This window comes from Bradyrhizobium sp. 930_D9_N1_4 (genome assembly GCF_052076015.1).
Classification (GTDB): Bacteria; Pseudomonadota; Alphaproteobacteria; order Rhizobiales; family Xanthobacteraceae; genus Bradyrhizobium.
The window spans coordinates 4221884-4234677 of sequence record NZ_CP197236.1; the positions used below are offsets into that span (position 1 = coordinate 4221884).

Below are 12794 nucleotides of genomic sequence, written 5' to 3' on the forward strand. Positions count from 1 at the left end.
ACGCGCGGCCTCAGGCACCCAAACAAGACGTTCACACCGGGAGGAACTGCCATGCCGATCATCACAACAAGGCGTCGTCTGCTCGCTGGATCCGCTGCCGCGCTCGCGCTGCCGGCCTTTGCCCGCGCGCAAAGCGCGACCAAGCCGCGCCTGACCGCAATCTCGCAATGGTCCGCAGGCAGCGACGGGGCGGCCATCACCGCGCTCGGCAAGAAATTCGAGGAGAAAGGCGGCGTTTGGCAGCACTCGCCCGTCCCCGGCTTCACCACCGAGATGATGAACAAGCTGCGGGCCCAGATCATCGCCGGCGATCCGCCGGCCTGTTCGCAGCTCAAGGGCCCCGAGATTGCGGCCTGGTCGAAGATCGCCCCGACCGTCGATCTCGACGCCCTGGTCGCGGCCGCCGGCTATGAGAAGGTCGTCGCTCCGGACCTTGCAAAGCTGCACAAGCCCGGGGGCAAGTGGATCGCGCTGCCGCTGCAGATCTACAGCACCAACATGCTGTTCCTCTCCAAGCGCGCGATGGACAAGGCCAAGGCGGACAAGATCCCCGTCACCTGGGCCGAGTTCAACGATCTCGCCGACAAGATGAAATCGGGCGGCGTTGCATTTCCCGTCGCCAATGGCGGCACCCGCCCGGATGACGGGCAGAAGTTCGAGGCCTCTCTCGCCGGCATCAGCCCGACCGCGTACCGCGCGGCCATCATGAATCTCGACAAGAAGGCCCTGGACGGCCCCGAGATCAAGGCAGCGTTCACGCAGGTCCGCAAGATCGCCGACTGGATGGATCCCAATGTCGGTGCCCAGCACTTCTCGACCAATTTGAAGCGCTTCATCGACGGCGACATGGGCATGATGATCATGGGCGGATGGGCCCAGGGCGTGTTGCGCAACGCCGGTTTCAAGCTCGACGACTTCATGATCGCCCCCGGTCCGAGCGACAACAGCAAGCCGGTCTTCCTGCTGAATGCCGATGCCTTCATCTTCTGGCAACGCAAGGAGGCGGATCTTCAGGCCGGCCAGACGCTGATGGCTCAGCTCGTCATGGATCCGGCGATCCAGACGATGTATTCGCAGATCACGGGATCGATCCCCGTGCGCACCGATGTCGATCTGTCCGGTGAAGGCTGGTCGGACGGTCAGCGCCGGACCGCAGCCGCGCTGAAAGACGCGATCGCCAGCAATCAGGCCGTCCTCAGCATGGCGCACAACATGGCACTGGAAAACGGCATGACGGCTGCGATGATCGACGTGATCACCGAGTTCGTGAAGAACAAGACGATCAAGCCGGAGCAAGCGGCCACCCGCCTCGCCGAAGCCGTCGAGAGCTCACGTTGACCATCGCCGTCTCGACGAGACCGGGCCGGCCGGCGGCCTTCGACCGGGTACGCCGGCTGCCCGAAATTCTGACCATCTGGGTGCCGCTGCTGTTGTCGGCGGCGCACCTCATTGCGTTTACGCTGTGGACGATCTGGATATCGTTCACACCGTCCACGCTGGTCCCGGTCTCGGGCTGGGTGGGCTTGCGCAACTATTCCTCGGTTGCGGCCTCGCGGAACTGGCAGATCGCCCTCGACAATCTGCTGCTGTTCGGCAGCGCCTTCGTGGTGCTCAGTCTTGCAACCGGCCTGATCCTTGCGATCCTGCTCGACCAGCGCATCCGCGGCGAGAACGTGCTGCGCTCCATCTTCCTCTATCCCTTGGCGGTCTCGTTCGTCGTCACCGGCACGGTCTGGAGCTGGCTGCTCAATCCCGGCCTCGGAATCCAGAAGCTGGTCCACGACCTCGGCTGGACCTCCTTCCGGTTCGACTGGCTAATCGACCGCGACATGGCGATCTGGACCATCGTCATCGCGGCAATCTGGCAATCCTCCGGTTTTGCCATGGCGCTCTTCCTCGCCGGCCTCCGCTCCGTCGATGCCGACTTGATCAAGGCCGCGCAGATCGACGGCGCCGGACCGATCAGGATGTACCGGCGCGTCATCCTGCCCACGCTTTGGCCGATCACCATCACCGTCATCGTCATCCAGTTGCAGTTCGCGATCTCGACCTTCGACCTCGTCCGCGCGCTGACCAATGGCGGACCTGGTATCGCGACCCAGCTTCCGGCGCTTGTCGTCTATGATTTGATGTTCCAGCGCAGCCTGCTCGGGCGCGGCGCGGCGGCCGCAGTTCTCATGTTGCTCATTCTTCTCGCGGTTTTGCTGCCTTATGCAGCGTGGCGTTATGTCCAGCGGCGGCGGGCGATCCATGCGTGACCGAAGCTTCGTACCCGGTCGGATTTTGATCTATCTCATCGTGTCGCTGATCGCTGTCGCATGGCTCGCGCCACTCGCTGTCGTCGTGCTGAATTCGCTCCGCACCAACGAGGAGATCGCGCAGGGGTCGATGATCGGCTGGCCGCAGCATCTGGCCTGGAGTAATTACGCCACCGCCTGGAGCGGCTTCTGCGTCGCCGAGACCTGCGCCGGTCTTCGGCCGTACATGCTGAACTCCGCGCTCGTGACCATTCCGGCAACGGTCTTCTCCACCCTGCTCGGTGCGGTCGCGGGTTACGCGATTTCGCTCTGGCGCTTTCGCGGCGACAGCTGGATCTACGGCATCGTCACGCTCGGCATCTTCCTGCCGCAGCAGATGCGTTTGCTGCCCTGGACCTTCGTGCTGCGCGATACCGGCCTGATGAACACGCTGACGGGCCTCGTCATCATCCACACGATCCAGGGGCTTTCCTTTACCGTCCTGTTCTGCCGGAACTACTACGTCGCCATCCCGCAGGAGTTGATCAGGGCCGCGCGCATCGATGGCGCAGGGTTCTTCCGTATTTTCTGGCGCATCATCCTGCCGCTCTCGCCGCCGATCCTGGTCGTCACCGTGATCTGGCAGTTCACGCATATCTGGAACGAGTTTCTCTACGGCGTGACATTCACGACCGGTCAGCAGCAGCCGGTCACCGCCGCGCTGATCGCGCTATCCGCCGCGGTCGCCGATATCCCGCAGCATGGCGTGCAAAGCGCCGCGGTGATGATCGCCGCCCTGCCGACGCTGCTGATCTATCTGATCGGCGGCAAATACTTCGTACGCGGCCTGACCGCCGGCGCCGTGAAATGATGGGGTTGTCATGACAGCACTGAGCATTCGCGCCCTGTCGAAGCGCTACGCCAATCTCGAAGTGCTGAAAGGCATCGATCTCGACATCGAGAGCGGCGAGTTCACCGTGCTGGTCGGGCCGTCCGGCTGCGGCAAGTCCACGCTGCTCAACATCGTCGCCGGGCTCGATCGCGCCAGCGCAGGCACGGTGGAAATCGGGGGGCGCGTCGTCAACGACGTCCCGCCCAAGGACCGCGACATCGCCATGGTGTTCCAGTCCTATGCGCTCTATCCGTCGATGACGGTGCGCCAGAACATCACCTTCGGCATGGAATGCCGGGGCGTCGCCAAACCGGAGCAGGAAAAGGCGCTGGCGAATGTGGCCAGGCTGCTCCAGATCGAACCGCTGCTCGGCCGCAAGCCGTCGCAGCTCTCCGGCGGCCAGCGCCAGCGCGTGGCGATGGGGCGTGCACTGGTGCGCGATCCCCTGCTCTTCCTGTTCGACGAGCCGCTCTCGAACCTCGATGCAAAACTGCGCGTCGAGATGCGGATGGAGATCAAGCGGCTGCACCAGCGCATCGGCGCGACCATCATCTATGTCACCCACGACCAGATCGAGGCGATGACGATGGCGACGCGGATCGCCGTGATGCATCGGGGCGTGGTGCAGCAATTCGCCGATCCCGACACGGTGTATCGCTATCCGGCCAATCTGTTCGTGGCCCGCTTCATGGGCTCGCCGCCGATGAACACGATGCCGGCACGGCTCGAGGCCGAGGCCGATGGGCCGGTGGTCGTGATCGGCGCCGGGCGGCCGGACGAGGTTCGTCTGCGCCTCCGGGGCTATGACGCGGCAGCTCCTTATGTCGGCCGCGAAGTGGTGCTCGGCATCAGGCCGGAATGCATCGCCGAGGGCGACCGCGTGTTCTCCGGCGAGGCGCCCATCATCCTCAACGCGCCGGTGGAGATGGTCGAGCCCACCGGCGCCGAGACTATCGTCCTGCTGCGGCTCGGCGGCGAGCCCGCACAGGCGCGCATCTCGCCGGACGTCCGACCCACGCCGGGTGCCGTTGCCCCCTTTGCGCTCGACACCCGCCGCATCTGCCTGTTCGACCCCGAGACGGAGCGCCTGATCGCATGACCCAGACGACCTATTCCAGCCTTGCCGGCCGCGTGGTGCTGATCACCGGCGGCGCCAGCGGCATCGGCGCCGCCTTCGTGCGCGCCTTCGCGGCCCAGACAGCCCGTGTCGCGTTCCTCGATATCGATCAGGAAGCCGGCAAGGCGTTGGCAAGGGAGGTCACGAACTCGTCCGGCTCCGAACCGCTGTTCGTACCGTGCGACCTCCTGGACATCGACGCCTTGCGCGCTGCGATCGCGCAGGTCCATCGGTCGCTCGGCAATGCCGCAGTCCTCGTCAACAACGCCGCCAACGACAAGCGCCAGGTGCTGGCCGAGGTGACCCCGGCCGAGTTCGACTGGACGATCGGCGTCAATCTCAAGCACGTCTTCTTTGCAGCGCAAGCCGTGGTGCCGCAGATGCAGGCGCGCGGCGGCGGCTCGATCATCAACCTGTCCTCGGTGGCGTGGATGCGCGGCGCGCCGGCGCTGCCGGTCTACGCAGCGGCGAAAGCGGCGATCGTCGGCTTCACCAACTCGCTGGCGCGATCGGTCGGCCCCGACCGCATCCGTGTCAACGCGATTGCGCCGGGCATGGTGATTACCGAGCGCCAGCGCCGGCTGTGGTATCCGGACGAGCAGGTCATCGCCGAGATTCGCAGCACGAAGCAGATCGTTCCCGATGCGGTGACGCCGGAGGACATCGCGAGCATGGCGCTGTTTCTTGCATCCGACGAGAGCCAGCGCATCACCAGCCAGTGTCTTCGGGTGGATGCGGGGCTCGGTTGATCTCGTAGGGTGGGCAAAGGCGGCGGAGCGCCGTGCCCACCAATTTTCTCCAACAGACAAGGAACGTGGGCACGCTGCGCTTTGCCCACCCTACGAGACCGTCGTCTATCACTTACCCCTGCGCATCGTCGCGAGCACGATGTCGGCGGCGAGCACGCTCGGCGACTTGTTACCGGTCGACATGATCTGATCGAGCCGTGCGAACGCCTCGACCTGCCGCTTGCGCAGCGGCGTGTCCGTGAGCAACTGCGTCAGCGCCGGCGCGAGCTTCTCGGGCGTGCAGTCCTCCTGCAAATATTCCGGAATGACATCCTCGCCGATCACGAGATTGGCGAGGATCACCGACGACACCCGGATCGCGCGACGCAGGATGAAGGCTTCCATGGCGCCGACGCGATAGGCCGTCACCATCGGAATGCCCGACAGCGCAAGCTCCAGCGTCACCGTGCCGGATTTTGCCAGCGCGGCATGCGCGATCCGGAAGATGGCGCGCTTCTCGTTTTCGCCAACGACGATCCGCGGCTTGACCGGCCAGTTCGCGACGCCTTCGCGCACGGTGGCTTCGAGATGCGGCATGGTCGGCAGCATCAATTCGAACGCGCGACCTTCGGCGGTGAGCCGGCCGAGCGTTGCGCCGAATATGTCGAGATGGTGCCTGACCTCGCTGCGGCGGCTGCCGGGCAGCACCAGCAGCACCGGTGGCTCGCCGACGCGGCGCGTCTGCTCCTCCACGTTCGGCCGCAGCGAGCCCAATTGCTCGATCAGGGGATGGCCGACATAGCTGCACGGGGGCCCGCCGAGCTTGCGGTATTCCTCCGGCTCGAACGGCAACAGGCCGAGCACATGATCGACGTAGCCCAGCATGGTCCGCGCCCGTCCCGGCCGCCAGGCCCAGAGTTGGGGCGAGACATAGTCGACAACAGGGATCGCCGGATTCTTCGCGCGCACGCGCCGGGCGACGCGGTGGGTGAAATCGGGACTGTCGATAATGACGAGCGCGTCGGGCGCGGTCTCCAGCACGGCGTCCACAGTCTGGCGGATCAGCCGCAGGATCTTGGGCAGCTGCTGCACAACGGCGGCGAAGCCGACGATCGACAACTCCTCGATTGGAAACAGCGTCTCCAGCCCCTCGCGTGCCATGGTGCGTCCGCCGACGCCAACGAACTGCACGCCGTCGCCAAGCCGCTGGCGCAACACCTTCATCAAGGCGCTGCCGAGCCGGTCGCCTGACTCCTCGGTGGCGATCAGAAAGATCTTCCGTTTGGGATCGCGACCCTGCATCACGCCGCCAGACCGATGACGAAGAGATACTTTGCGTCGGCGAGCGTGATCATGGCCTGCGGCTCGGCCGCTATGGTGTTGCCGGCGATGACGGCGATGCCGGCAAGGCCCGCCTTTGCGACGCCTTCCAATGTGCGCGGGCCGACCGTCGGCAGGTCGAAGCGCAAATCCTGCCCGCTCTTCGGCGCCTTGACCAGCACGCCGCGTCCTGTCGCTGCGCGGATACGTCCCTCATCGCGCAAGCGCGCGACCCGCGCGAGCAGCGCGTCCGTGCCCTCGATGTCCTCGACCGCGACCACGTGGCCGTCGATCACGACCGCGGCCTGGCCGATGTCGAACGGACCGAGCGCGGTCAGCACCGCGCGGCCACGCTCGATATCGGTCTTGCTGTTGTCGCTCGGCCACGCGCGGGTGATGCAGCCCTCGGGCATCAATAGGTCGGGCGCGACATCCTTGATGCCGACCATGCGAAAGCCGCCCTGCTCGAGGATGCGCCCGACGCCGGACAGCAGATGATCGTCGCCGCCGCGGAAGGCGCGGATGACATGGCTGAGCAACCGCAGCGTCGTGACGTCGAACCGGATCTCCGAGAGCGAGGGCCGCACCAGCGTGCCGATGAAGATCAGGTCGCGGCAGCCCTCCTCGCGAAACAGCCGCATCGCCCGGCCGAGCTGGCCGACCGAGATCCAGCGATGGCGGAATTTCTCAGCCCGCACCGGATCGCAGGCGCCACGCAACGGAAACAGCACCGGCTTGAGACCGCGCGCGGCAAGCGACTCGGCCACCGCAAACGGCATGGCGCCGCCGCCGGCGACCACGCCGACCGGCGATGGAATCTCCGCTGCCGCCGATGTCATGTCCGCGGCCATCTCAAGATCACTTTGCGATGGCGGGGAGACAGAGCGGGCGATGCTTGCCCTTGCCGATGAAGTCGAGGATCTCGGCGATCGCAGGATCTTCGGCCGCGAGTGGCTGCGCGGCTGCGAGCCGCTCGGCGAACATGCCGGGGCCGTGGAAGAGTTTTTGATAGAACCCGCGCACGGTCGCGAGCCGCTGCTTGGTGAACTTGCGCCGCTTCATGCCGATGATGTTGAGGCCTTCGAGCGCGGCATACTGGCCGTTGACCAGCCCGAACGGAATGATGTCGTCGCGCACGCCGCAGACGCCGCCAACCATCACCTGCGGCCCGATGCGGGTAAACTGGTGCACCGCGGACAGGCCGCCGATGAAGACGAAGTCGCCGATCTCGGCGTGACCGCCGAGCGTCGCCGAGGTCGCGAAGATCACGTCGTTGCCGACATGGCAGTCGTGGCCGACATGGCTGCAGTTCATGAAATAGCCGCGGTCGCCGACCGTGGTGATGCCGCCACCGGCGACCGTGCCGGCATTCATGGTCACGGATTCGCGGATAGTGCAGCCCGAACCGATCTTGAGCCTGGTCAGCTCACCGCGATAGCTCAGCGACTGCGGCGGCGTACCGAGCGAGGCGAAGGGGTAGATGGTGCAATCATCGCCGATCGTGGTCTGCGCCGTGATGTGCACATGACCGATCAGCTTGCAGTTCGCGCCGATCACGACATTGGGGCCGATCATGCAGAAGGGTCCGATCTCGGAGCCCGCTCCGATCACGGCGCCGTCCTCGACCCTGGCGGTGGGATCAATCTTACTCATCAAGCAATCTGACTCATCAAGAAGGTCTGATTAGGTGTTGAAGTCGCTCGGTTTTCCGCTGGTTAGCGCGACTATGCCCGATCTGTCCAGTGACGTATCATATCGACCTGTTTCAGGTGCCGGACGAGCCGGCCGTCCCAACGCGTCAACGCGTTCATGTGGAGCTTGAAGTCATCATGGTCAGGGCCCTGGCAATCCTGCTCGCGCAATTGGCAACCGCGCCGGTCGTGTCCGAGACGGTCGAGACCGGCGAACGCCACTTCGTCGATCTCAAGACATTCGAATGTCGCGATATCACCCGCAGCACGGTGCTTCAGCGGGTCTGTTACGATCCTGCGCAGCAGCACCTCATCGTCGCGCTGAACGGCGCCTATGACCGCTATTGCGGCGTCACCGCCGACACGGTCGAGCACCTGTTGGGTGCACCGTCCATGGGCCAGTTCTTCAACCAGAATATCAAGCGCGACGTGACGACAGCCCGCTACGCTTGCCCAACGCGCGAGCGCATCCAGAGAAGCTGATGCCGCGATGGGCTTTTGTCTGGCCGCCTTTTCCTGACGCGAACCGGTATCCAATTCGCTCGAAAACGCTTCAGTCCGTCAGCATCGCGCCGACGTCGGCTTCCGCAACGACCTGGCCGTTGACCTTGGCATCGCCGTGAAACCACCACATCGCCTTGCGGCGGCCGATCGAACGCATGTGATATTCGATGGTATCGCCGGGCAGTACGGGCTTGCGGAATTTACACTTGTCGATGGTCAGGAAATACACCGCCCGCGGCTTCTCGGTGCCCTCGACCGAGGTGATGCCGATCACGCCCGCAGTCTGCGCCATCGCTTCGATCATCATCACGCCTGGATAGACCGGGCGCTCCGGGAAGTGCCCCTGGAAGGCCGGCTCGTTGAACGTGACGTTCTTGATGCCGATGCCGCTGTAATCGGCGCGGATGTTGATCACGCGGTCGATCAGCAGCATCGGAAAACGGTGCGGCAGCGTCCGGAGGATCGCATTGATATCCACCAGCTCGAACTTAACAGGTGATTCCGCCGTCATTCCCGTCCCTCACTCTTCGGATCGGCCTTGCTGTCGCGTACCAGGCGCTCCACCGCGATAATTTCCTTGAACCACTGCTTGGTCGGCTTGGCAAAAAAACCGCCCCAGCGACCGTTCGGCGGGATGTCGTCCTTGACGCCGCTCATCGCGGTGACCTGGGCCCCGTCGCCGATCTTGAGGTGATTGTTGATCCCAACCTTTGCCCCCAGCGCCACGTTGTCGCCGATCGTCAGGCTGCCCGCGAGCCCGATCTGGGCTGCCAGCAGGCAATTCCGGCCGATCGTCACATTGTGGCCGATCTGGACCTGATTGTCGATTTTGGTGCCCTCGCCGATCACGGTGTCGCGCAGGGACCCGCGATCGATGGTGGTGCCGGCACCGACTTCCACATTGTTCTGGATCAGCACGCGGCCGGTCTGCGGCACCTTGAGATGGCCTTCGGGGCCGAAGAAGATGAAGCCGTAGCCGTCCTGGCCGATCGAGCAGCCGGGATGGATCAGCACATTGTTGCCGATCAGTGCGCACTGGACGGCCGTACGTGCGCCGACATTGCAGTCCCGGCCGATCTTGACGCCCGGGCCGATGACCACGCCGGCGCCGATCACGGTGCCGCTGCCGATCTCGACGTCGGGACCGATGACAGTGAGCGGCTCGACGATGACGTCGTCCTCCAGCCGGGCCGAGGGATCGATGACGGCCGACGGCGCAATGCCCTCATTGCCGAACCAGGACTGCGGGCGCAGCGCATCGCCGTGCCATTCCCGCGAGATCCCGACGAAGGCACGGAACGGCTGCGCCACCCGCAGCACGGCCACATGCGCGGGCACCTGGGCCTCGAAACGCGGGCTCACCAGGCAGGCGCCTGCCCTGGTCGCCTTGAGCTCGTCGGCATATTTGAGGTTGTCGAAGAACGCCAAGTGCATCGGGCCGGCCTCGTCGAGCGAAGCAAGACCCGTGATGACATGGCCGCCCCTGGCGGGGTCGACGAGCTGCGCCTTGGTCAGCGCGGCGATGTCGGCCAGCGCTGTGGCCGGTGGCTTTTTGAAGAAGGTCGGCTGCGCCATTCCACCCCGTCGCGGTCCGGCTTCGGCATGAAGCGGTCAGGCCGCATCATGCCTTATCTCACGGATTGAGCACGATCTTTTTGGAGATCGGCCCCCAAGGGAAATCCAAACGGAAACCCTGGGGGACGGATCATGCCGTGCAGTTCGAATTAGAACGAGGTGCCGCCGCCGAACCGGAATTCCTGCGTACGGTCGTACTTGCCCTTGGTGAGCGGCACGGCGTAGTCGAAGCGCAGCGGACCGAACGGCGACTGCCAGATCAGGCCGACACCGACCGACGAGCGGACGACATTGCCGTTGTCATACACCAGGCCGGTACACGTTCCAGCCGTGGGCGGGTTGATGGTCGAGCCCACGCAATTCGAATTCTTGGTCGTGGTCATTTCGTTGGTCACCGACCAGGTCGTCGGGCCCTGGTAGTCGAACAGACCGCCGGCGTCGGCATAGACCGCGCCCTTCAGACCGACTTCCTTCGGCAGGAACCAGAACGGCATCTGCAATTCGAGCGAAGCGCCCCAATATTTGGTGCCGCCCAGCGCGTCCTGCGTACCGAAGGGATTCAGGTCGCGCGGGCCGATGCCGTTCGGGGCAAAGCCGCGGACGAGGTTCGGGCCCATCTGGAAGTGATCGAGCATGCGCAGATCCTGGCTGCCGATCTTGTTCAGCATGCCGCTCTGCACGCGGACCAGGCCGACGATGTCGGAGACCAGCGGAGCGTAGTACTTCGCGTCGACCACGGTCTTCAGGTAGGAGACGTCGCCGCCAACGCCAGCGAAGTCCTGGCGGAAGTCGACGAGCAGACCGTCGGTGGGGTTCTTGTTGTTGTCCAGCGTGTTGTAGGTCAGCGTGTAGCCGAGCGCCGAGGTCAGGGTCTTGCCGTTGGCAAGCTCCTTGCGCACCGGCAGCGAGGCTTCGCCGTCGCTGTAGCAGCCGAGGCCGCCGGTCGAGCTCAGATCCGGGACACCGCCATTGGCATTGACGAAGGCCGGGCTCGGGTTGAAGGCCGCCGAGCCGACGACGTTGTTACAGTTCGCCAAATAGTACGGCAGCGAGATTTGCTGCTGGTAGACCGAATAGCGCAACTGAAGCGCCAGATCTTCGCGCAGGGAGAAGCCGAGGCGCGGCGAGAAGCCGAGCGTCTTGGTGCCGTAGGAGATGTAGCTGTTGGACAGCTGCTCACGCTGATAGAGGTCGAGGCCGAGCGCGACGCGGTAGTCGAGCAGATACGGCTCGACGAACGACAGCGAGTAGCCGCGGGCATACTGGCCGTAGGTCACCGATGCCTTGGCGAACAGGCCGCGGCCGAGCAAATTGCGCTCGGAGACCGAGACTTCGGCGAGCGCACCGTCGGTGGTCGAGTAACCGCCCGAGATCGAGAAGTCGCCGGTCGATTTCTCTTCGAGATCGACGATCAGGACCACGCGATCGCTGGAGGAGCCCGGCTCCGTCGTGATCTTCACGGTCTTGAAGTAGTCGAGGTTCTTCAGGCGGCGCTCGGCACGATCGACCAGCGCGCGGTTGTAGGCATCACCCTCGGAGATGTCGAACTCGCGACGGATCACGTAGTCGCGCGTGCGGCTGTTGCCGCGAACGTTGATGCGCTCGATATAGGTGCGCGGGCCTTCGTCGACGTTGAACACGACGGAGACGGTGTGCGCCTCGAAATTGCGGTCGCCGCCGGGACGAACCACGGCGAAGGCATAACCGCGGCGCGAGGCCTCGATCTGCATTTCCTCAACCGACTTCTCGACCGATTCGACGTTGTAGAGCGCGCCGACATTGACGCGTGAATAGGCGCGCAACGCGGTCGGGTCGAAGTTCGGAATCGAGGAGCGGAAGTCGACGGTGCCGACGCGGTACTGCGAGCCTTCCTCGATCTTGAAGGTGACGTTGAAGCCCTTCTTGTCGGGATCGTATTCGGTCAGCGCCGCGACGACCTGGACGTCGGCGAAGCCGTTCTTGAGATAGAAGCGGCGGATCAGGTCGCGGTCGGCCTCGACGCGATCCGGATCATAGATGTCGTTGCTGGCGAGGAAGCTCAGCAGGTTCGATTCGTGCGTCTTGATGATGTCGCGCAGGCGATAGGACGAGAACGCGCTGTTGCCGACGAACTCGATCGACTTGACGCCGGTCTTGGAGCCCTCCTCGACCGTGAAGACCAGGTCGACGCGGTTGTTCGGCTGCTCGATGATTTCGGGCGTGACGCGCACGTCGTAGCGGCCGGACCGGCGATAGATTTCGGCGATTCGCAGCGTGTCGGACTGCACCATGGCGCGGGAGAACGTGCCGCGCGCCTTGGACTGAACTTCGGTGGTGAGCTGCTCGTCCTTGATCTTCTTGTTGCCCTCGAAGGCAATGCGACCGATCACCGGGTTTTCCACCACGGAGACGACGATCTGGCCACCGGCGCCACGATTGATTCGCACGTCCTGGAACAGACCGGTCTCGATCAGCGCCTTCAGACCGTCATCGATGGCGCCCTGATCCAGGCGGCCACCCGGGCCCGGCCGGAAATAGGAGCGAATCGTCTCCACCTCGACACGGCGATTCCCTTCGACGGAAATCGACTGGACGGTCTGAGCGACCGCAGACGAAGACACAAAAGCAGCCCCAATCGGGGCAACCACCGGCGCGCCGAACATGATCAGGGTTGCGAGCAAGCCACCCCGGAGTCGCAGTCCAAACTTCATTGCGCAACGCGCCCTTATCAGTACCAGACCAACCCCAACG

Annotated in this window: 12 protein-coding genes; 6 read left to right on the forward strand and 6 right to left on the reverse strand. The window is 64.5% G+C overall.

What is annotated here, in order from left to right:
* Positions 1-51 precede the first annotated feature (51 nt).
* From AB7532_RS19865 to AB7532_RS19885, 5 genes are read left to right on the forward strand one after another with little or no spacing between them, the layout of a single operon-like run.
* Positions 52-1338 carry an ABC transporter substrate-binding protein gene (locus AB7532_RS19865; RefSeq protein WP_441236446.1) on the forward strand — a complete coding sequence of 429 codons (1287 nt, stop codon included), beginning with the start codon at positions 52-54 and terminating at the stop codon, positions 1336-1338.
* Positions 1335-2258, forward strand: coding sequence for a carbohydrate ABC transporter permease (locus AB7532_RS19870; protein ID WP_441236447.1), 924 nt, complete (start codon positions 1335-1337; stop codon positions 2256-2258). Before AB7532_RS19865 ends, AB7532_RS19870 begins: the two co-directional genes overlap by 4 nt.
* Complete coding sequence (locus tag AB7532_RS19875; RefSeq protein ID WP_441236448.1) at positions 2251-3108, forward strand: carbohydrate ABC transporter permease; 858 nt, start codon at positions 2251-2253, stop codon at positions 3106-3108. Before AB7532_RS19870 ends, AB7532_RS19875 begins: the two co-directional genes overlap by 8 nt.
* Positions 3109-3118: 10 nt before the next feature.
* Entirely contained in the window at positions 3119-4228 is a 1110-nt protein-coding gene (locus tag AB7532_RS19880; RefSeq protein ID WP_441236449.1) for an ABC transporter ATP-binding protein, read from the forward strand.
* Positions 4225-4995: an SDR family NAD(P)-dependent oxidoreductase gene (locus AB7532_RS19885; protein WP_441236450.1), complete on the forward strand. Its 771-nt coding sequence runs from the start codon at positions 4225-4227 to the stop codon at positions 4993-4995. The genes AB7532_RS19880 and AB7532_RS19885 overlap by 4 nt, the downstream gene beginning before the upstream one ends.
* A gap of 108 nt (positions 4996-5103) precedes the next feature.
* Here AB7532_RS19885 and lpxB read toward each other — a convergent pair whose 3' ends face one another.
* Genes lpxB through lpxA form a run of 3 tightly spaced genes read right to left on the reverse strand, consistent with a single transcriptional unit; the run spans position 5104 to position 7947 of the window.
* On the reverse strand, positions 5104-6279 hold the full coding sequence (lpxB, locus tag AB7532_RS19890; protein WP_441236451.1) for a lipid-A-disaccharide synthase: 1176 nt from the start codon (positions 6277-6279) through the stop codon (positions 5104-5106).
* Entirely contained in the window at positions 6276-7133 is an 858-nt protein-coding gene (locus tag AB7532_RS19895; RefSeq protein ID WP_441239317.1) for an LpxI family protein, read from the reverse strand. Before AB7532_RS19895 ends, lpxB begins: the two co-directional genes overlap by 4 nt.
* A gap of 19 nt (positions 7134-7152) precedes the next feature.
* On the reverse strand, positions 7153-7947 hold the full coding sequence (lpxA, locus tag AB7532_RS19900) for an acyl-ACP--UDP-N-acetylglucosamine O-acyltransferase (protein ID WP_441236452.1): 795 nt from the start codon (positions 7945-7947) through the stop codon (positions 7153-7155).
* A 176-nt stretch (positions 7948-8123) separates the two neighbouring features.
* Between lpxA and AB7532_RS19905 the strand changes: the two genes are divergently transcribed.
* Complete coding sequence (locus tag AB7532_RS19905; RefSeq protein WP_441239318.1) at positions 8124-8468, forward strand: KTSC domain-containing protein; 345 nt, start codon at positions 8124-8126, stop codon at positions 8466-8468.
* 70 nt (positions 8469-8538) lie between these two features.
* Here the strand turns inward: AB7532_RS19905 and fabZ are convergent, their stop codons facing one another.
* The 3 genes from fabZ to bamA form a co-directional block, all read right to left on the reverse strand.
* Positions 8539-9000 carry a 3-hydroxyacyl-ACP dehydratase FabZ gene (gene fabZ, locus AB7532_RS19910; protein ID WP_092028759.1) on the reverse strand — a complete coding sequence of 154 codons (462 nt, stop codon included), beginning with the start codon at positions 8998-9000 and terminating at the stop codon, positions 8539-8541.
* The gene (lpxD, locus tag AB7532_RS19915) at positions 8997-10064 is read right to left on the reverse strand and encodes a UDP-3-O-(3-hydroxymyristoyl)glucosamine N-acyltransferase (RefSeq protein ID WP_441236453.1); all 1068 of its coding nucleotides are present in this window, start codon (positions 10062-10064) and stop codon (positions 8997-8999) included. The genes fabZ and lpxD overlap by 4 nt, the downstream gene beginning before the upstream one ends.
* A 149-nt stretch (positions 10065-10213) precedes the next feature.
* The gene (bamA, locus tag AB7532_RS19920; protein WP_441236454.1) at positions 10214-12754 is read right to left on the reverse strand and encodes an outer membrane protein assembly factor BamA; all 2541 of its coding nucleotides are present in this window, start codon (positions 12752-12754) and stop codon (positions 10214-10216) included.
* Between the last annotated feature and the right edge of the window lie 40 nt (positions 12755-12794).